This window comes from Gemmobacter aquatilis (assembly GCF_900110025.1).
GTDB classification, from domain to species: domain Bacteria; phylum Pseudomonadota; class Alphaproteobacteria; order Rhodobacterales; family Rhodobacteraceae; genus Gemmobacter; species Gemmobacter aquatilis.
The window spans coordinates 85,495-104,161 of the sequence record NZ_FOCE01000004.1 but is presented as its reverse complement, the minus strand read 5'-3'; the positions used below and the strand labels follow the sequence as shown (position 1 = coordinate 104,161).

Below are 18,667 nucleotides of genomic sequence, written 5' to 3'. Positions count from 1 at the left end.
TTGCCTGCGGCCATGTCGCAAAGCGAAAAGTGCCGGGCGATCATCCGTCGCATTCAGGCCTGAACCCTTCCCGCAGGAGCCCCGAAATGGCTGACGAAGACGATATCATCCTGTCTGAACTGAGCGACGACGAACTTGTCCTCCAGATGCACGACGATCTCTACGACGGCCTCAAGGATGAGATCGAAGAGGGTGTGAACATCCTCATCGAGCGCGGCTGGACGCCCTATGACGTGCTCACCAAGGCGCTGGTCGCCGGGATGACCATCGTCGGCGCCGATTTCCGCGACGGCATCCTGTTCGTGCCCGAAGTGCTGCTGGCCGCCAATGCGATGAAGGGCGGCATGTTCATCCTGAAGCCGCTGCTGGTGGAAACCGGCGCGCCGCGCATGGGCAAGATGGTGATCGGCACCGTCAAGGGCGACATCCACGACATCGGCAAGAACCTTGTCGGCATGATGATGGAAGGCGCGGGCTTCGAGGTGCTGGATCTTGGCATCAACAACTCGGTCGAGAAATACCTTGAGGCGATCGAGGCAGAGCAGCCCGACATCCTCGGCATGTCGGCCCTGCTGACGACGACCATGCCCTACATGAAGGTGGTCATCGACACGCTGAAAGAAAAAGGCATGCGCGAGGAAATCATCGTTCTGGTCGGCGGCGCGCCTCTGAACGAAGAATTCGGCAAGGCCATCGGCGCCGATGCCTATTGCCGCGATGCCGCCGTGGCGGTGGAAACCGCGAAATCCTTCGTCGCGCGCAAGCACAACCAGCTCAGCGCCTGACAAACGGAAAAAGGCGCGCCACAGCGGCGCGCCTTCTCTACACGCAGCCTCAGGCGAAGAGGAAATCCGCCTCGTCCAGCGCCGCTGCACTCACACCCTCAAAACGCAGCACGGTTTCGCCAAAGCGCACCACCGCATCGCCATCGGCGGCGGACCCGAACACCAGCAGATCCATGTCCAGCCCGCTGCCGCGCAGGTCGATCCGGTCGATGCCGTCCTCGAAATCCGCGATCACATCCTTGCCCAGCGACAGTTGCCGATAGACGAACAGATCCGCCCCCAGCCCGCCGGTCAGCAGGTCATCGCCCGCCCCGCCGATCAGCCGGTCATCCTGATCGCCGCCGTCCAGCGTATCAGCCCCGGCATTGCCCAGCAGCCGGTCGGCATCCGCGCCGCCCTCCACATTGTCATTGCCGCTGCCCCCGAACACCGTGTCATTGCCCAGACCGGCATCGCGCGCATCCGCGCCCCGGCCCAGACGGATCGTCTCGCTGGCAAAGGCGAACTGTTCTTCGAAGATGTCGCGCGCGCCCTCGGCGTCGATCCATTCGATCTCGCCGGTCGCCGCCGGCAGGATGCCGACATAGCCGTCCTGCGTGCCGTTGATCTCGCCGGTCGATCCCGCGCCATAGCCCGCGCCGACATTCACCCCATGCAGCACGATCTCGCGCAGGATCAGCGGCATCAGATCGTCCATCGTGTATTGCGTGCCGGTCACCGGGCTCAGCAGCGCCTCCGCCTCGGTCAGATCGAAGGCCCGGATGAAGCTCATCTCGCCTTCGGAATTGGCCATCGGCCCATGCGTCACATGGCCCGTGCCATGGTCATGCCCTTCGGTGTCCAGCGTCATGATCACGTCGCCATAGGTCGCCACACCCTCCAGCACCTCGACGAAGCCATCGCCATCGGTATCCTGCGCCAGCGTCGGTTCCCGCGCATCCGACGGATCGCCATCGGCATCGAAGGTGCCGTGGATATGCTGGGCATGCACCTGATCCGGCGCCATGCCCTCGGCGGTGATCGACACGCTCAGATAGGGCGTGCCCTCGGTGTCTTCCCCCAGCGCCAGCACGGCCTGCCCCGACACGCCGGAACTGTTCAGCGCGACAAAATCCACCGCCCAATAGCGTGTGGCACTGTCCAGAAAGGCATCAAGCGAGGTGTAGGAACTTCCAAGATGGGCCATGTGATCCTCCAATCGGTTTCAGGTAGATGCTGCACCTACGGGCCGCGCCCGGCCCGAGTTTCACACCCGGCGCAGAAATCGTCCCGCCTCACGGCTCCGTGATCCGACGCGGGGCTTGACCCGGGCCCCCCTCCCCCCCACACCTTTCACACCAGACCGGAGAGTCCCGTGCCCCCTGAAAGCCCCCCGCCCAACGATACTCAACTCGACGATACCGTGCTTACGGAAACCGGCCTTGACGCCAGCGCGCAAGGCCCGGCCCCGGGCCGCGTGCTGCTGATTGCCTGCGGCGCGCTCGCGCATGAGGTTCTGGCCGTGAAACGCGCGGGCGGCTGGGATCACCTCGATCTGCAATGCCTGCCTGCGAACCTGCATCTGTGGCCCGACCGGATCCCCGATGCCGTTTCCCGCGCCGTGGCCGATCACCGTGCCACCTATGACCGCATCTTCATCCTTTACGCCGATTGCGGCACCGGCGGGCTGCTTCAGGCCCGATGCGCCGAACTGGGCGTGGACATGCTGGAAGGCCCGCATTGCTATTCGTTCTTCGAAGGCAATGCCCGCTTTGCCGAACTGGCCGAACAGGAATTCACCGCCTTCTACCTGACGGATTTCCTCGTGCGGCAATTCGATGCCTTCGTCTGGCGCCCGATGGGGTTCGACAAACACCCCGAACTGATCCCGATGATGTTCGGCAATTACACCAAACTGGTGTATCAGGCGCAGACCAACGACCCCGCGCTGAATGCCAAGGCCGCAGACGCCGCCGCCCGGCTCGGTCTGGCTTACGAACGCCGCTTCACCGGCTATGGCGATCTGGCGCCCGCCATTGCGCGGGTTGCCGCCCCCTGATCGCGCCCACCCTTCCCCTTTGCCCGCCGCTCGCCTAGGGTGCCGCGCATGACAGCCCATGACGCCCTCTCCGCCCTGCTGGGCGACCGGTTCACCACAGCGCAGGCCCATCGCGCGGCCCATGCGCAAAGCGAAACCCATGTGACGGGCGGGCTGCCCGATGCCGTGGCCTACCCCGAAACCACCGCCGAGGTGGCAGACCTGATGCGCATCTGCGCCGCCCATCGCCTGCCGGTCATTGGCTGGGGGGCGGGCACCTCGCTGGAAGGGCACGCGCTGGCGCTGCACGGCGGCGTCACCGTCGATTTCACCCGCATGGACCGCGTGCTCGACATCCGCGCCGAAGACATGCTGGTCCGCGTGCAACCCGGCATCACGCGCGAGGCGCTGAACCGCGATCTGCGCGCCACCGGCCTGTTCTTCCCCGTCGATCCCGGCGCCAATGCCTCGCTGGGCGGTATGGCCGCCACCCGCGCCTCGGGCACCACCGCCGTGCGCTATGGCACCATGCGCGACGCCGTGCTGGGGCTGGAGGTGGTTCTGGCCGATGGCACGGTGATCCGCACCGGCTCTGCCGCGCCAAAATCCGCCGCGGGCTATGACCTCACCGCCCTGTTCGTCGGCTCCGAAGGCACGCTGGGCCTGATCACCGAACTGACCCTGCGCCTGCACGGCCAGCCCGAGGCGGTCTCGGCCGCCGTCTGCGGCTTTGCCACCATGGCGCAGACCGTCGATTGCGTGATCGAAACCATCCAGTCCGGCCTGCCCATGGCCCGCATCGAGTTTCTCGATCCCGCCGCCGTCGCCGCCTGCAACGCCTATTCCGGCCAGACGCTGGCCGAAACCCCGCTGCTGCTGGTGGAATTTCACGGCACCCCCGCCAGCGTCGCCGAACAGGCCGCCCGCTTTGGCGAGATTGCGCAAAGCCATGGCAGCACCGGCTTTCGCTGGGCCGAACAGCCCGAAGACCGCAGCGCCCTGTGGAAGATGCGCCACGCCGCCTACCCCGCCTGCCTTGCCGCGCGCCCCGGCGCCACCGCCATCGTCACCGATGTCTGCGTGCCGATCTCGCAACTGGCGCAAGCGGTCGAGGAAACCCGCGCCGACATCGCCGCCAGCGGCATCCCCGGCCCGATCCTCGGCCATGTCGGCGACGGCAATTTCCACGCCATCCTGCTGATCGACCCGCACAGCCCCGAAGACCGCGCCACCGCCAAAGCGCTGGCCGCCCGCATGGCAACCCGCGCCCTGCGCCTGGGCGGCACGGTGACCGGCGAACATGGCATCGGCATCGGCAAGCTGGGCTACATGGCGCAGGAACATGGCGCCGCATGGCCCGTGATGGGCGCGCTTAAAACCGCGCTGGACCCGCTGAACCTGCTCAACCCCGGAAAGCTGGTGCCCCCGCATGACGCCTGAAGAATTTCCCCGCGCCTTCGCTGCCGGCTGGATCGCCCGCGATGCGGATGCACTGGCCGCCCTGCTCAGCGAAGATGCCGACATGCTCAGCCTCACCGGCGCCTGGGTCGAAGGCCGCAAGGCCATCCTCGCCACGCTGAAGGCCGAACTGTCGGGCCTGTTCAGCCGCGCCCGCCTTGTCACGGGCCGCAGCAAGCTGCGCCCGATGGGCCCCGGCGCTGCCGTGCTGCATCAGCGTTTCGTGCTGTCCGGTCTGGTGGATGAAGAAGGCCGCGATATGGGCCGCATCGGTGCGCTGCTGATCGCAACGCTGGTCGCCCGCCCCGAAGGCTGGCAGGCCGTGGCGCTGCAGTTCAGCGCCACGGAAGGCTGATTTCAGTAAAACGCCAGCGTCTTGCGGCGGAAGCGCCCGCTTTCGACCTCGCGCTCGCGCTGCTCCAGATCATAGCGGCTGGAAGCCTCGTTCAGATAGCGCGACTCAAGCTCTTCGGTGGTGGGAATGCGCAGGGCGCGGATGAATTTCGTGACAGTGTCCAACATGGCGAACCTCGTGAGTGGTTTGCCTCCCTGTCCGCAATATGGGTCAGCATCGCTGACGGAACAACCGCCATTTGCGCCCTGCCGCCCTGCAGTTTCTGCAACGCAGCGAAGATCGGGGCAGCGAAAACCGGGGCGGCGAAGATCAGCCGACCAGCAGCGCCCGCGCCGCCTCGCGCGCGGCGTCGGAAACCGTGTCGCCCGCCAGCATCCGCCCGATCTCTTCGACCCGCGCCCCGGCATCCAGCGGCGTCACGGTCGAGGTGGTCATTCCGCCTGACACCCGCTTTTCCACCCGCCAGTGATGCGCCCCCAGCGCCGCCACCTGCGGGCTATGCGTCACCACCAGCACCTGCGCGCCGTCGGCCAGCGCCTTCAGCCGCCGCCCCACCGCATCCGCCGTCGCCCCGCCGACACCCCGGTCGATCTCGTCAAAGATCAGCGTCAGCCCCGGCGCATCGCCGGTCAGACACACCTTCAGCGCCAGCAGAAAGCGCGACAGTTCCCCGCCCGAGGCGATGCGGTTCAACGGCCCCGAGGGCGCCCCCGGATTGGTGGCCACGGTGAAGGCCACCGCATCCACGCCCTCCGGCCCCGGCTCGCCCGGCGCGACCTCGGTCGCAAACACCGCGCGCTCCATCTTCAGCGGCGCCAGTTCCGCCGCCATCGCCGCATCCAGCCGCGCCGCCGCCTCGCGCCGCGCCGCACTCACCTGCGCCGCCACGGCGGCATAGCCATCCTCGGCCTGCACCACCGCCCGGCTCAGCGCCGCGATGTTCTGCGCCCCGCCATCCAGCGCCGCCAGCCGCCCGCGCAACCCGTCGGCAAAGGTGCCCAGATCATCCGGCAGCACCGAATGTTTCCGCGCCAACGCCCGAATGGCGAACAGCCGTTCCTCCAGCGCCTCCAGCGCGCCCGGATCGAAGTCCAGCCCCGCCAGACAGCGCTCCACCCCGGAAGACGCCTCGCCCAGTTCCACCAGCGCCCGGTTCAGCGCGGCAATCGGCGCTTCCAGCGCCCCATCCGCCTGATCGGCGACCGCCTCCAGCCGCCGCAGCGCCTCCAGCAGCACGCCCTCGGCGCCCTGCTCCGACATCGCCATCCCGGCCCGCGCCACATCGGCACGGATCTTCTCGGCCCCCTGCATGGCGCGGCGGCGGGTGTCCAGCACCGCCTCCTCGCCCGGCTCGGGGTTCAGCTTGTCCAGTTCGGCCACCGCATGGCGCAGGAATTCTTCCTCGGCCTGCACCGCCGCCAGCGCACCCTGCGCCGAAGCCAGCGCCTTCTTTGCCTGCCCCATCGCCGCCCAGGCGGCCCGCAACGGCGCCAGATCGAAGCCCGCATAGGCATCCAGCATCTGCCGATGTCCGCGCGGGTTCAGCAGCCCCCGGTCATCATGCTGGCCATGCAGTTCCACCAGCCGCTCCGACAGGGCGCGCAACACCTCGCCCGATACGCGGCGGTCATTTACCCAGGCAGTCTTGCGGCCATCGGCGAAATTCACCCGGCGCAGGATCAGCTCGTCCTCCGCCTCGATCTCGTATTCCGCCAGCACGGCCCGCGCCGCATGGCCGGGCGGCAGATCGAACACCGCCACCACCTCGCCCTTGTCGGCGCCACCGCGCACCAGTTCGGCCCGCCCGCGCCAGCCCAGCACGAAGCCCAGGCTGTCCAGCAGGATCGACTTGCCCGCCCCGGTTTCGCCGGTCAGCACATTCAGCCCCGGCTGAAACGCCAGCGAAAGCCGGTCGATGATCAGCATGTCTCGAATATCAAGCGAACGAAGCATGGTTCATCCCGTAGGGCGGGGGTCAACCCGCCATCCCTGTCATGGTTCGGCCTGTGGGGCGCGGCTTGCGCCGCCGCCTTACAGCCACTCGCCCTTGATGACCTGACGGTAGATCTTGGTCAGCCAGCTATCCCCCTTCGCCTCGGGTTTCAGCCCTTGCTGGCCCAGCAGCGCATAGCTGTCCTCATAGAACGGGCTTGCCTGATAGTTATGGCCCAGGATCGCCGCCGCCGTCTGCGCCTCGTCGGTCAGACCCAGCGACAGATAGGCTTCGACCAGCCGGTGCAGCGCCTCGGCGGTATGGCTGGTGGTCTGGAAATCCTGCACCACCACGCGGAAGCGGTTGATCGCCGCCGTGTAATTGCCGCGCTTCAGGTAATAGCGACCGATCTCCATTTCCTTGCCGGCCAGATGGTCAAAGGCCAGATCGAATTTGAGGATCGCCGAGCGGGCATATTCGCTGTCCGGGTATTCCTCGATCACGTCGCGCAGCGCCTGCAGCGCCTGATAGGTCAGCCCCTGATCGCGGCCCACCTCGTCGATCTGGTCGTAATAGCTCAGCGCCATGAGGTATTTGGCATAGGCCGCATCATCATCGCCCGGATAATAGTCAAGGAACCGCTGCGCTGCGGCGCGCGAATCCTCATATTCCTTGTTCTTGTGATAGGTGAAGGCCTGCATGATCAGTGCCCGGCGGGCCCAATCGGAATAGGGATACAGCCGCTCCACTTCCGAGAAATAGCGCACCGCGTCTTCCGGCTTGCCCTCTTCCTCCAGCGAAAACTCGCCCAGTTTGTAGATCTGCTCGGCGCTCATCTTGTCCAGCGCAGGCTCTTTCGACGCACCACCGCCACACCCAGCCAGAATTGCGGCGAGAAGCAAGCCCCCAAGGATGCCTGCGCCCGATTTGCTGCCTGTCATCTTACGCACATTCGCCTCGTCAGTTCCGGCCCGTTCCGGGCGGCGAGCACGGGCGCGGCGCAAGGGCTGCGCCGGACCGCTCTGTTTGGCTTGTCCTAGCACAGAAAAATGCGGTGCGCAAAACGCCTTTCACCGCTGCGGCAGGCTCAGCACGTCGCGGGCAGATCGCCGCGATGCACGCCCATGCCCGGCAGCTTGCCCATGGTCTGGCCGCCGCAATCCACCGCCATCCACGCGTCGGGCTGGGCAAACAGCGCGCGCAGCAGCCGGTTGGTCAACGCATGGCCCGCGCGGATGCCGGTATAGCGGCCCAGCAGCGGCCCGCCCGCCAGCGACAGATCGCCCAGCGCGTCCAGCATCTTGTGGCGCACCGGCTCGTCGCTATGCCGCAGACCGCCGGGGCTGAGCACTGCGCCATTCTCGAACACCACCGCATTTTCCAGCGACCCGCCCAGCGCCAGCCCATTGGCGCGCATCCGGTCCACATCGGCCTGCAGGCAGAAGGTGCGGCTGTCGCACAGCTCGCGCACAAAGGCGCCGTTCGCCATGTTCAGTGTCTTTTCCTGCCGCCCGATCGCCGCTTCGGCGAAATCAATGCGGAAGTCGATCTCCAGCATGTCCGAAGGCTCCAGCCGCGCCACCGCCTCGCCGTCGCGCACTTCCACCGCCTTCAGCACGCGGATCGCCTGCACCGGCGCATCCTGCTCCACCAGCCCCACCGCCAGAAACCGCTCCACGAACGGCACCGAGGATCCGTCAAGGATCGGCACTTCCGGCCCGTCGATCTCGATCAGCGCATTGTGGATGGCACAGCCCGCCAGCGCCGCCATGATATGTTCGATGGTGGACACCGAGGCCCCCGCCGCATTGGCAACCAGCGTGCACAGCTTCGACGGCACAACCGTATCCCAGCGCGCCGCGATCAGCGCCTCGCCTGCGGGCAGATCGGTACGGCGGAACCAGATGCCGCTATCGGCAGCGGCGGGGGTCACAACCATACGAACGGGCGCGCCCGAATGCAGGCCGAGCCCTTCAAAAACCGCAGCGGATTTCAGCGTATTCTGCACGTCCAACTCCCAGATCACCCGAGGATCCCCGGCACTTATCCACAGGGATCATGCCGTGCAGTCTAGGTAATTCGGGGGGGCTCAGACCACAACTCACTCTTTGTAACCGGATGTAACAGTCGGTCCCACGCCCTGCAACATTCCGCCACAGCCGCCACAACCCCCTGATTCATCAAAAGAAAAAGCCCGGCATGCCGGGCTTTTACGTCAACAAATGTTACCGATTTCCGCAGCGTCAGTTCGCCTGACGGCGCAGGAAAGCCGGAATCTCGATCCGCTCCTGATCCGCCGAAGGCTCCGGCTCGTCGTCATAGGCCGCGACCTGCGGCTGCTGGCGGGCGGGCGCACGCTCCACCGCCGGTTCCGCCGAATGCCCCGCCATGCGGTTGATCAGCGAGCCGATGCCGAAACGCGGCTTTTCCGCCGCGCGCGGCGCCGGGGCCGGTTGCGGTGCGGGCTGACGCGCGGCGGGTTGCGGGCGCTGCGCGGTGGCCGGGTTCTTGGTCACGGCTGCCTGCAGACGCGCCATCGCCTCGGGCGAGGGCTGGCCTGCCGAGCGCGGACGCGGCGCCACGAAAGAGGCGGCATCTTCGTCATGCGCGGCAAAGCTGCGGCCCTGCGGCGCCGGCTGGGCGGCGGGCTGCGGGCGATAGGCGGGGGCCGGCATGTCGTCAAACACCTCGTCCTGTTCCGCGCGCGGCTGGAAGCCTTGCGGCTGCGGCGCCTCGAACAGGGCGGCTTGCGCGGGCTGCGGGGCCGGTTGCGGCGCGGCAGCGGCAGCCGGGCGGGCTTCGACCTTCGGCTCGGGCGCCGGGGCGAAGGTCGGCGCGGCGCTGCCCATCGGGCGGCGCGACGGGGTTTCGGCGCGGTTCGCCGCCGAAGCGTCGATGCCGGTCGCCACGACCGACACGCGGATCGCGCCTTCCATGCCGGTGTCCAGCGTGGAACCCACGATGATGTTCGCGTCCGGGTCCACCTTCTCGCGGATGATGTTCGCGGCTTCGTCCAGTTCGAACAGCGTCAGATCGTAGCCGCCGGTGATGTTGATCAGCACGCCCTTGGCGCCATTCAGGCTGATCTCGTCCAGCAGCGGGTTGGCAATCGCCTTTTCCGCCGCCTGAACCGCACGATCCTCGCCCGAGGCTTCGCCGGTGCCCATCATCGCCTTGCCCATCTCGTCCATCACCGAGCGCACGTCGGCGAAATCGAGGTTGATCAGGCCGGGGCGCACCATCAGATCGGTCACACCCTTGACGCCCTGATACAGCACGTCATCGGCCATGGCGAAGGCTTCGGTAAAGGTGGTGCGCTCGTTCGCCAGACGGAACAGGTTCTGGTTCGGAATGATGATCAGCGTATCGACGACCTTCTGCAGGGCTTCGATGCCCTCCTCGGCCTGACGCATCCGCTTGTTGCCTTCAAACTGGAACGGCTTGGTCACAACACCCACCGTCAGCACGCCCAGTTCCCGCGCGGCCTGCGCGATGATCGGGGCAGCGCCGGTGCCGGTGCCGCCACCCATCCCGGCGGTGATGAAGCACATATGCGCCCCCGCCAGATGGTCCACGATGGCTTCGATGGTTTCCTCGGCGGCGGCGGCCCCCACGGTCGGGCGGGCACCCGCGCCCAGACCTTCGGTGACCTTCGGCCCCATCTGGATCTTGGCATCTGCCCGGCTTTGCTGCAGGGCCTGCGCGTCGGTATTGGCGACGACGAATTCCACCCCCTCAAGCTGCTTGTCGATCATGTTGTTGACCGCATTGCCGCCAGCACCGCCCACCCCGAAAACGGTGATGCGCGGCTTCAACTCTTCGTTTTGAGAGGTCATCGTCAGATTAAGTGCCATTGCCTATCCGCCTGATTTTTTTGTGGGCCGCCGAAGGTTTTCATTTGATCTCAGGATGTTCGCGCTGTCTGTCCCGGACAGCGGACCCCTGACTTATCCGCGATTCTATCCACAGATGCCACCGCCGTCACGAAAAAAACGCGATTCCCCCACAAAATATGGGGGATTGTGGCGCGTTCTAAGCGGGATTTCGCCGCTGGCGCAGGATGTTGCGGATTACCAGTTGTCCTTGAACCATTTGAAGGCCCGCTTCAGCGACCGCGCCGGATATTTCTCGGCAGGAATGTCGAAATCCCACCATTCATCCTGCGGATGCGTGGCAAACAGGCACAGCCCCACCGCGCCCGAAAAGGCCGGGCCGGTCACCGCCTGCGGCAACCCCTGAATCCGCAGCGGGCGGCCAAGGCGCACGCGCTGGCCCAGAATCCGCGCGGCCAGCCCGTCCAGCCCGGGGATCTGGCTGGCGCCGCCAGTCAGCACGATCTGCTGGCTGGGCAGGTGGTCAAAGCCCGCCACATCCAGCCGCGCCCGCACCTCTTCCAGAATTTCTTCCACGCGCGGGCGCATGATGCCGATCAACTCGGTCCGGCTCACCTGACGGCGGTCCTTCTCCCAGTCGCCGCTGTCGCCGCCCATCTCGATCATCTCGCGGTCGTCCATGCTGGTGGCATGTACGCCGCCATGCTTGGTCTTGATCCGCTCGGCCACCGCCATCGGCACCTGCAACCCCTTGGAGATATCCGAGGTGATGTGGTCCCCGCCCATGCGCACCGCATCGGCATAGATCATGTGTTTCTTGATGAAGATCGAAATCCCGGTGGACCCGCCGCCCATGTCGATACAGGCCGCGCCCAGTTCCTGCTCGTCTTCCACCAGCGAGGAAATGCCCGAAACGTAAGCCGACGAGGCGATCCCCGCCAGTTCCAGATCGCAGCGCTTGATGCAGTAGAACAGGTTCTGCACCACCGTCGCGTCGATCGACAGCAGGTGCATGTCGCAGGCCAGCCGGTTGCCGATCTGCCCGCGCGGATCGCCAAGGCCCGAGCGGTGATCCAGCGCGAAATTCACCGGCTGCGCGTGCAGCACTTCGCGGCCATGGCCGATATCCGGCATGTCGCAGGCGGCCAGCACGCGGGCCACATCCTGTTCCGTCACCACGCTGTCCTGCAGCTCGATCTCACCCGCCAGCCCGTAGCTGCGCGGCTCGGCGCCCGAAAAGCTGGCGATGACGTGATCGACCCGCACATTCGCCATCTTCTGCGCCGCCTGCACGGCGGTGCGGATGGCGCGTTCCGTCTCGTTCATCACATGCACTTCGCCAAAGCGCACCCCGCGCGACCGGGTGGTCGCCGCCCCGATGATGCGGAACTGCGATTGCCCCGCCATCGAGCCCACGCCATCGGCATCGCGCCGCCGCTCCGGCCCGTCGAACCGCAGCACAAGGCAGGCGATCTTGGACGAGCCGATGTCCAGAATGGCCACAACACCGCGTTGCATGGCGGCGCGGCGCATGTTCCGCATGGCACGCTGAGATTGGTAGAGATCGGTCATAGGTCGCTCTCCGCGGTCACGATGCCCTTGGCGACGCGCAGGTCGTTCAGGGCGTTGGGGGCAAGTCTCAATGTGGGGCGCAACTGGCTGCGCAGATCGACAGTCAGCACGTCCCGGCTCAGCAAATCTTCGGCCTTGTCCAGCGCCAGCAGCCGCTCCATCGCGCGCACCGGCTGATCGGCGGGCAGCAGGATGCGCTGGTTGCGGTCCAGCACCACATCCCAGCGCCGCTCGCCCATGCGCACAAGGCCGCGCAGGCGGGGAATGATCGGCTCGGCGGCGGCAATGATCTGTAGTGCTTCGTCGGCCACCAGATTGGCGCCCTCGCCCGCGATCAGCGGCAGGTCGGGCCGGTCTGCCCGCGCCAGCACCTGCGCCACGCGCCGCCCCGTCGGGTCCAGCAGATCCAGCGCGTCGCCCCGGCGCCAGACCAGCACCGGCTGGCGTTCGGTGACGGTCACCTCCATCACGCCGCCGACCCCCACCTTCACCTCGACCTTTTCCACCGCATCCAGCGTGGAAATCCGCGCCTGTGCCGCCACCAGATCAATGTCAAAGCTCGACAGCGGCAGCTTCAGCCCCAGCAATTCGCGGATCGCCTTGTCCAGCGGCGCCGACGCGCCCGAGATCGACAGCGCCGACACCATGAACTCCGGCCGCTGCGCCACCGTGTTGCGCACCCCCAGCATGGTCGAATTCAGCGCCTCGCGCCGTTCGGCATCCGACAGCCAGACCCCACCCACGAAGACGATGATGAAAGCCGGCAACCCCACCCTCATCAGCACGCGGAACACCGGCGTCAGCCACAGCCGCTGCATCCGGTAGGCCATCCGCGTCGGCGCCGGATCGCGCCGCAGCCCCGGCGCCGCCCGCGACGCCGCAACCCGTGTCATCGGCGGCTCGCGGTAATGAGGCCCGGCGGTCACCGCCCGCATGAGGCATCCTCCACGATCCAGGCGCACAGCTCGGGGAACGGCATCCCGCAATGGGCCGCCTGTTCCGGCGCCAGCGAGGTCGGGGTCATCCCCGGCTGGGTATTGGTCTCCAGCAGGATCAGCCCGGCCAGACCGCGGCTTTCATCCCAGCGGAAATCGGTGCGGCTCAGCCCCCGGCAACCCAGCGCCTGATGCGCGCGCAGCGCATAGTCGCGGCAGGCCGCCTCGATCTCGGCGGGGATATTGGCCGGAATCTCGTGCCGCGATCCGCCCACCGAATATTTCGCGTGATAGTCATACCAGCCGCTGGTGATGATATCCGTCACCGCCAGCGCCCGGTCGCCCAGCACCGCCGTCGTCAGCTCGCGCCCCGGCGCATAGGTTTCCACCATCACCACATCGGGCATTTCCGCCGACAGTTTCGGCGGGCTGTTCGCCCCGTCATGCACGATATAGACGCCGACCGACGACCCCTCGTTGTTCGGCTTCACCACATAGGGCGCCGCCATCACATGCGCCGCCTCTACCGCGTCGCGGCTGGCCAGCACGCTGTCCACCACCGGCAGCCCCGCCGCGCGGAACACCTGCTTGCTGCGCTGCTTGTCCATCGCCAGGGCCGAAGCCAGCACGCCGGAATGAGAATAGGGAATCCGCAGCCATTCCAGGATGCCCTGCACGCAGCCATCCTCGCCCCAGCGGCCATGCAGCGCGTTGAACACCGCATCGGGTGCGATCTCGACAAGGCGTGCGGCCAGATCCGGGCCCGCATCGACCTCGATCACGTCATATCCCGCAACCCGCAAAGCATCGGCACATTCGCGCCCGGATGACAAAGACACCTCCCGCTCTGCGGAAAGCCCACCCATCAAAACTGCTATACGGGAGCCCGTCTTGCCCGACTTGCCCGCCATTTACTGCCTCTTCAGGGTCTGACGCCCCGATATTCTTGTTATTTTGCCGCCGGTTCACCGACGCGCATGATTTCCCACTCTAGCGTGATCCCGCTGTGTTGGAAAACCTTTTTTCGCACGTCCTCGCCCAATTCTTCCAGATCCGCCGCCGAGGCGCCCCCGGCATTGATCAGAAAGTTGGAATGCATCTCGCTCATCTGCGCGCCGCCCCGCCGCGCGCCGCGCATCCCGGCCTCGTCAATCACCTTCCACGCCTTCAGATCATGGCTGTCATCGGCCCGCCCGGTGGACGAATGGCCCACCGGATTGCGGAAGGTCGATCCGGCGGAACGGTCTTTCGTCGGCTGGCTCGCATCGCGTTTGGCCAGTTGATCCGCCATCCGCGCCTCCAGCGCCGCCGCATCGCCCGCAGGCGCCCGGAACGTGGCCGAAACCACCACCGCCCCCTCCGGCAGATCCGATTGCCGATAGCGCAGGTGCAGCGCCGCCACCGGCAGCACCTCCACCTTGCCCGCTCGGGTCACGATGCGGATTTCCTCCAGAAAATCCGCCACATAATGCCCATAGCAGCCCGCATTCATCCGCACGGCCCCGCCGATACTGCCCGGAATGGTGCGCAGGAAGGTCAGGTCGCGCCCCGCCTCGGCGGCCTTGCGCGCCACATGCGCATCCAGCGCCGCCGCCCCGGCGATCACCCGCTCCCCTTCGACCGCAATGCCGTTGAAGCCGCGCCCCAGCCGGATCACCACCGCCCGCAACCCGCCATCCCGCACGATCAGGTTGGACCCGACGCCCATCGGAAACACCGCCACATCCTCGGGCAGCGCCGCCAGAAAATCGCACAGATCGGCCTCGTCGGCGGGCTGGAACAGCCAGTCGGCAGGCCCGCCCACGCGCAGCCAGGTCAGATCGGCCAAAGGCCGGTTCGGGGTCAGCGTGCCACGCACAGCCGGAAGGGAATTTGCCAGATCGCTCATTCCGCCTGACTAACCGCTGCCGCCCCACGCATCAAGAGCCGCACGCCGACCTTGCCGCGTCGCGCCCGGACAATCGCGCCCCGCCCCGCCAAGCTATTTCTGGCGCAACAGAAGGAGCCCCCATGTCTGATCGGTCCTACCGCTTCACCCATGCCATCACCCGCAAACCCGCCGCCTCGATCATCGCGGGCCTGCGCGCCGTCGATACCGGCACGCCCGACCTTGCGCTGATGCAGGCGCATCACGCCGCCTATATCGCAGCCCTGCGCGCCACCGGCGCCACGGTGATCGAGCTTGACGCGCTGGATGCCTATCCCGATTCCGTCTTTGTCGAAGATACCGCGCTCTGCCTGCCCTCCGGCGCTGTCACCATGCGCCCCGGCGCCCCTTCCCGTCTGGGCGAGGCCGCCGAAATGGCCCCGCATCTTGAGGCGCTCTATGCAGATGTGAAGCGGATCAGCGGCCCCGACAGCTTCATCGAGGCGGGCGACATCCTGATGACCGAAACCGAAATCCTCGTCGGCCGTTCCGCCCGCACCAATGCCGCAGGCATCGCCGAACTGGCCGCGCTTGTGGCCCCTTGGGGCGAAACCGTGCGCGAGGTTCACACGCCCCCCGGCGTGCTGCATTTCAAGACCGACTGTTCGCTGCTCGACGCCGAAACCATCCTCGCCACCCGCCGCCTGTCCGCCACCGGCTGCTTCACGGGCTACCGCCTGATCGACGTGGCGGAAGGCGAGGAGGCCGCCGCCAACACCATCCGCTTCAACGATGTGGTGCTGATGCCCGCAGGCTTCCCCCGCACCCGCGACGCCCTGCTGGCCGCCGGGTATGACCTGCGCGAGATCGGCAACAGCGAATGTGCCAAGCTTGACGGCGGCATGTCCTGCCTGTCGCTGCGCTTCACCTCCAAGCCGTAAAACGCGGCACCGCTGCGGCACGGGGGGTGTACCGGGGGTGCACCGATGTCACCCCCCTGTTTTCAGCTCGGCCGCCGCGCCTCCTCACCCCGGCATCAGCACCGCGGCGCGCTCGTAATGCGCGCTGTCGCTGGTGCCATCCTCGAACACCACGACCACATCCACCTGCTGCACAGATCGCAGCGGCAACACGGTATAGGGGATGCGGTCCGCCGAAACCGCATTGGGTTGTGCCGTGCCGGTGAAACACGGGTCCATCGCCCAGACCTGCTCCGCCCCGCCATTCACCGCATAGCGCACCTCCGCCACGCCACAGCGCCAGCTTTCGATCTGGGTGAAATAGATCAGATCCTGCCCCTCCCATTCCCGCACCGCAATCCAACTCGCCTTGGTCGCCGCAAAGATCGGCTTCACCTCCGCCGCCGTGGTCAACCCCTGCCCCAACCCCATCCCCGGCACCAGAAGCGCCGCAATAACAACCGCCCGGAACATCCTGAAATCCTTTCGTAATTCAGCTTTCCTCACCCCCACTTCCCGCCTATAGTTCCGCCAAAGGCCAGAAGCAGAGCCCGTTCATCATGCCACAGCATCCCGCCTCCGGGCAGACATTCAACATCCTCGCCGTGCTTCAGGGCGGGCGTCTGCAATACGAGGCGGTGCTGCTCGCCGCCTCGCTGCGCCACACCAACCCCGGCTTTGCAGGCAAGCTCTACCTCGCCGAACCCCAGCCCGGCCCCCGCTGGTCCACCGACCCGCGCCTGACCGACAGCGCCACCCGCGCCCTGCTGGAAAGCCTCGGGGCCGAGATCATTCCCTTTGAAAACAAGGTATTCGGTGAATCCTACCCCCATGGCAACAAGATCGAGGCGATCACCGCCCTGCCGGAAGAACCCTTCCTGTTCCTTGACACCGACACGCTGATCACCGGCAGTTTCGATCAGGTTTTCTTCGATTTTTCAAAACCTTCCGCCTCGATGCGCCGCGAAAACACCTGGCCGCAGATCGAGCTTTACGGGCCGGGCTACGGCGCGATCTGGAAATCGCTCTATGACCGGTTCGGGCTGGATTATGAAAGCTCGCTCGACCGCAGCCAGCCCGATGAATACTGGCAGCGCTACCTCTATTTCAACGCGGGCTGGTTCTTCCACGAAAGCCCCCGCGCCTTCGGCGCACGCTTCCTCGATTACGCCCGCGAAATTCGCAACAACCGGCCAGAACCCCTTGTCTGTCAGGAGCTTAACCCCTGGCTCGATCAGGTCGCGCTGCCGCTGGTCATCCATTCCTTCGGCGGTGGCCGCCCCGGCCCGGACCTGGCCGGGCTGGATGGCGCTGTAACCTGCCACTACCGCAGCCTCAGCCTGCTTTATGCCCGCGAAAGCGATCTGGCGGTGCAGGTGCTGGAAACGGTCTGCGCGCCGCAGGCGATCAAGAAAATCCTCAAGGAATACGAACCCTTCAAGCGTCTGGTCTATCAACCCAAGGGCCAAAAGGCCCGCAGCCTGTTTGATCGCGCCGCCCTGCCGAAACGCGAACAGGTGATCCGCAACACCCTGAAACGGGAAAACTGCTGGTTCCGCTGATCCCGGCCTCCCCCCTCTGCTCCCCATTGCCGCGCCCGCCACCATCCCCTAACCTCCGCCCCATTCGTAATGGGAGGATTACCATGACCGACGCGCGCCCGATGGGCTTTGACACGCTTGCCATCCATGCCGGGGCCAAACCCGATCCCGCCACCGGCGCCCGGCAGGTGCCGATCTACCAGACCACCGCCTATGTGTTCCGCGATGCCGATCACGCGGCGGCGCTGTTCAACCTGCAAGAGGTTGGCTACATCTATTCCCGCCTGACCAACCCCACCGTCTCGGCCCTGGCCGAACGCGTCGCGGCGCTGGAGGGGGGCGTGGGCGCCGTCTGCTGTTCCTCGGGGCACGCGGCGCAGATCATGGCGCTGTTCCCGCTGATGCAACCGGGCTGCAATGTGGTCGCCTCCACCCGGCTCTATGGTGGCACGATCCAGCAATTCTCCAATACGATCAGGAAGTTCGGCTGGTCGGCCAAGTTCGTCGATTTCGATGATCTGAAGGCGCTGAAGGCGGCGGTGGACGAGAACACCCGCGCGATCTTCTGCGAAACCATCGCCAATCCGGGCGGCTATATCACCGATCTGGATGCGGTTTCGGCCGTGGCGAAGGACGTTGGCCTGCCGCTGATCGTCGATAACACCACGGCCACGCCTTACCTGTGCAAACCGATCGAGCATGGGGCGACGCTGGTCGTCCATTCCGCCACCAAATACCTGACCGGCAACGGCACTGTCACCGGCGGCGTGGTGGTGGACAGCGGCACGTTCGACTGGTCGGCCTCGGGCAAGTTCCCGTCGCTGGCCGCACCCGAGCCCGCCTATCACGGGCTGAACTTCCATGCGGCGCTGGGGGGCATGGCCTTCACCTTCCATTCCATCGCCGTCGGCCTGCGCGATCTGGGCATGACGATGAACCCGCAAGGCGCGCATTACACGCTGATGGGGATCGAGACGCTGGGCCTGCGGATGCAGCGCCATGTGGAAAACGCGAAAGTGGTCGCCGAATGGCTGGAGGCCGATCCGCGCGTCGATTTCGTCACCTGGCCGGGGCTGGCCTCGTCGCCATACCACGACCGCGTGGCGCGGATCGTGCCGAGGGGCGCTGGCGCGCTGTTCACCTTTGGCGTGAAAGGCGGTTACGAGGCCTGCGTGCGGCTGGTGGACAGCCTGACCCTGTTCAGCCACGTCGCCAACCTCGGCGACACCCGCTCTCTGATCATCCACCCGGCCTCTACCACCCACCGCCAGTTGGACGAGGCGGCGCAGATCCGCGCCGGGGCCGCACCGAATGTGGTGCGCCTGTCGATCGGGATCGAGGATGTCGCCGACATCATCGCCGATCTGGATCAGGCATTGGCCCGCGCCACCGCCTGAAAAAACGCCCGGCGC

The 18,667-nt window shown here is 66.4% G+C and carries 18 protein-coding genes; 7 read left to right on the top strand and 11 right to left on the bottom strand.

Annotated elements, in window-relative coordinates:
- Positions 1 to 86 precede the first annotated feature (86 nt).
- Positions 87 to 785, top strand: coding sequence for a corrinoid protein (locus tag BMX43_RS08955; RefSeq protein ID WP_091300503.1), 699 nt, complete (start codon positions 87 to 89; stop codon positions 783 to 785).
- A gap of 49 nt (positions 786 to 834) precedes the next feature.
- On the opposite strand, the gene BMX43_RS08950 is transcribed toward BMX43_RS08955, so the two are convergent.
- Entirely contained in the window at positions 835 to 1,971 is a 1,137-nt protein-coding gene (locus BMX43_RS08950) for a calcium-binding protein (RefSeq protein WP_091300500.1), read from the bottom strand.
- A 168-nt stretch (positions 1,972 to 2,139) separates the two neighbouring features.
- On the opposite strand from BMX43_RS08950, the gene BMX43_RS08945 reads away from it, so the two are divergent.
- Genes BMX43_RS08945 through BMX43_RS08935 form a run of 3 tightly spaced genes read left to right on the top strand, consistent with a single transcriptional unit; the run spans position 2,140 to position 4,615 of the window.
- Complete coding sequence (locus tag BMX43_RS08945) at positions 2,140 to 2,823, top strand: DUF1638 domain-containing protein (protein WP_425431797.1); 684 nt, start codon at positions 2,140 to 2,142, stop codon at positions 2,821 to 2,823.
- Between the two features lie 48 nt (positions 2,824 to 2,871).
- On the top strand, positions 2,872 to 4,242 hold the full coding sequence (locus BMX43_RS08940) for an FAD-binding oxidoreductase (protein ID WP_091300497.1): 1,371 nt from the start codon (positions 2,872 to 2,874) through the stop codon (positions 4,240 to 4,242).
- A complete protein-coding gene (locus BMX43_RS08935; RefSeq protein ID WP_091300494.1) occupies positions 4,232 to 4,615 on the top strand; it encodes an SgcJ/EcaC family oxidoreductase in 384 nt (127 codons plus the stop codon). Before BMX43_RS08940 ends, BMX43_RS08935 begins: the two co-directional genes overlap by 11 nt.
- A 2-nt stretch (positions 4,616 to 4,617) precedes the next feature.
- Here BMX43_RS08935 and BMX43_RS08930 read toward each other — a convergent pair whose 3' ends face one another.
- The 9 genes from BMX43_RS08930 to murB form a co-directional block, all read right to left on the bottom strand.
- The gene (locus tag BMX43_RS08930; protein WP_091300491.1) at positions 4,618 to 4,782 is read right to left on the bottom strand and encodes a DUF3563 domain-containing protein; all 165 of its coding nucleotides are present in this window, start codon (positions 4,780 to 4,782) and stop codon (positions 4,618 to 4,620) included.
- Positions 4,783 to 4,924: 142 nt separating this feature from the next.
- On the bottom strand, positions 4,925 to 6,568 hold the full coding sequence (recN, locus tag BMX43_RS08925) for a DNA repair protein RecN (protein WP_091300489.1): 1,644 nt from the start codon (positions 6,566 to 6,568) through the stop codon (positions 4,925 to 4,927).
- A gap of 78 nt (positions 6,569 to 6,646) precedes the next feature.
- On the bottom strand, positions 6,647 to 7,489 hold the full coding sequence (locus tag BMX43_RS08920) for an outer membrane protein assembly factor BamD (RefSeq protein ID WP_091300486.1): 843 nt from the start codon (positions 7,487 to 7,489) through the stop codon (positions 6,647 to 6,649).
- A 146-nt stretch (positions 7,490 to 7,635) separates the two neighbouring features.
- Complete coding sequence (lpxC, locus tag BMX43_RS08915) at positions 7,636 to 8,556, bottom strand: UDP-3-O-acyl-N-acetylglucosamine deacetylase (RefSeq protein ID WP_091300869.1); 921 nt, start codon at positions 8,554 to 8,556, stop codon at positions 7,636 to 7,638.
- 235 nt (positions 8,557 to 8,791) lie between these two features.
- Entirely contained in the window at positions 8,792 to 10,402 is a 1,611-nt protein-coding gene (gene ftsZ, locus BMX43_RS08910) for a cell division protein FtsZ (protein WP_091300483.1), read from the bottom strand.
- 216 nt (positions 10,403 to 10,618) lie between these two features.
- Entirely contained in the window at positions 10,619 to 11,953 is a 1,335-nt protein-coding gene (gene ftsA / locus BMX43_RS08905; RefSeq protein ID WP_091300480.1) for a cell division protein FtsA, read from the bottom strand.
- Complete coding sequence (locus BMX43_RS08900; RefSeq protein WP_091300477.1) at positions 11,950 to 12,888, bottom strand: cell division protein FtsQ/DivIB; 939 nt, start codon at positions 12,886 to 12,888, stop codon at positions 11,950 to 11,952. The genes ftsA and BMX43_RS08900 overlap by 4 nt, the downstream gene beginning before the upstream one ends.
- Positions 12,876 to 13,799 (bottom strand): D-alanine--D-alanine ligase, encoded by a 924-nt coding sequence (locus BMX43_RS08895; protein ID WP_091300474.1) that lies wholly within the window; start codon positions 13,797 to 13,799, stop codon positions 12,876 to 12,878. The genes BMX43_RS08900 and BMX43_RS08895 overlap by 13 nt, the downstream gene beginning before the upstream one ends.
- 38 nt (positions 13,800 to 13,837) lie before the next feature.
- A complete protein-coding gene (murB, locus tag BMX43_RS08890; RefSeq protein ID WP_091300471.1) occupies positions 13,838 to 14,776 on the bottom strand; it encodes a UDP-N-acetylmuramate dehydrogenase in 939 nt (312 codons plus the stop codon).
- A 122-nt stretch (positions 14,777 to 14,898) separates the two neighbouring features.
- Here murB and BMX43_RS08885 point away from each other — a divergent pair, with 122 nt between their 5' ends.
- Positions 14,899 to 15,696: a dimethylarginine dimethylaminohydrolase family protein gene (locus tag BMX43_RS08885; RefSeq protein ID WP_091300468.1), complete on the top strand. Its 798-nt coding sequence runs from the start codon at positions 14,899 to 14,901 to the stop codon at positions 15,694 to 15,696.
- An 84-nt stretch (positions 15,697 to 15,780) separates the two neighbouring features.
- Here the strand turns inward: BMX43_RS08885 and BMX43_RS08880 are convergent, their stop codons facing one another.
- Complete coding sequence (locus BMX43_RS08880; protein ID WP_091300465.1) at positions 15,781 to 16,188, bottom strand: hypothetical protein; 408 nt, start codon at positions 16,186 to 16,188, stop codon at positions 15,781 to 15,783.
- An 86-nt stretch (positions 16,189 to 16,274) separates the two neighbouring features.
- On the opposite strand from BMX43_RS08880, the gene BMX43_RS08875 reads away from it, so the two are divergent.
- Together BMX43_RS08875 and BMX43_RS08870 are read left to right on the top strand one after the other, a co-directional pair.
- Entirely contained in the window at positions 16,275 to 17,276 is a 1,002-nt protein-coding gene (locus tag BMX43_RS08875; protein ID WP_091300461.1) for a hypothetical protein, read from the top strand.
- 83 nt (positions 17,277 to 17,359) lie between these two features.
- Positions 17,360 to 18,652 carry an O-acetylhomoserine aminocarboxypropyltransferase/cysteine synthase family protein gene (locus BMX43_RS08870; protein ID WP_091300457.1) on the top strand — a complete coding sequence of 431 codons (1,293 nt, stop codon included), beginning with the start codon at positions 17,360 to 17,362 and terminating at the stop codon, positions 18,650 to 18,652.
- The last annotated feature ends 15 nt before the right edge of the window (positions 18,653 to 18,667 follow it).

Coding starts and splice junctions, on each gene's coding strand:
- BMX43_RS08955 (WP_091300503.1), top strand. CDS start 87: ATGGCTGACGAAGACGATATCATCCTGTCTGAACTGAGCGACGACGAA.
- BMX43_RS08950 (WP_091300500.1), bottom strand. CDS start 1,971: ATGGCCCATCTTGGAAGTTCCTACACCTCGCTTGATGCCTTTCTGGAC.
- BMX43_RS08940 (WP_091300497.1), top strand. CDS start 2,872: ATGACAGCCCATGACGCCCTCTCCGCCCTGCTGGGCGACCGGTTCACC.
- BMX43_RS08935 (WP_091300494.1), top strand. CDS start 4,232: ATGACGCCTGAAGAATTTCCCCGCGCCTTCGCTGCCGGCTGGATCGCC.
- BMX43_RS08930 (WP_091300491.1), bottom strand. CDS start 4,782: ATGTTGGACACTGTCACGAAATTCATCCGCGCCCTGCGCATTCCCACC.
- recN (WP_091300489.1), bottom strand. CDS start 6,568: ATGCTTCGTTCGCTTGATATTCGAGACATGCTGATCATCGACCGGCTT.
- BMX43_RS08920 (WP_091300486.1), bottom strand. CDS start 7,489: ATGACAGGCAGCAAATCGGGCGCAGGCATCCTTGGGGGCTTGCTTCTC.
- ftsZ (WP_091300483.1), bottom strand. CDS start 10,402: ATGGCACTTAATCTGACGATGACCTCTCAAAACGAAGAGTTGAAGCCG.
- ftsA (WP_091300480.1), bottom strand. CDS start 11,953: ATGACCGATCTCTACCAATCTCAGCGTGCCATGCGGAACATGCGCCGC.
- BMX43_RS08900 (WP_091300477.1), bottom strand. CDS start 12,888: ATGCGGGCGGTGACCGCCGGGCCTCATTACCGCGAGCCGCCGATGACA.
- BMX43_RS08895 (WP_091300474.1), bottom strand. CDS start 13,799: ATGGCGGGCAAGTCGGGCAAGACGGGCTCCCGTATAGCAGTTTTGATG.
- murB (WP_091300471.1), bottom strand. CDS start 14,776: ATGAGCGATCTGGCAAATTCCCTTCCGGCTGTGCGTGGCACGCTGACC.
- BMX43_RS08885 (WP_091300468.1), top strand. CDS start 14,899: ATGTCTGATCGGTCCTACCGCTTCACCCATGCCATCACCCGCAAACCC.
- BMX43_RS08880 (WP_091300465.1), bottom strand. CDS start 16,188: ATGTTCCGGGCGGTTGTTATTGCGGCGCTTCTGGTGCCGGGGATGGGG.
- BMX43_RS08875 (WP_091300461.1), top strand. CDS start 16,275: ATGCCACAGCATCCCGCCTCCGGGCAGACATTCAACATCCTCGCCGTG.
- BMX43_RS08870 (WP_091300457.1), top strand. CDS start 17,360: ATGACCGACGCGCGCCCGATGGGCTTTGACACGCTTGCCATCCATGCC.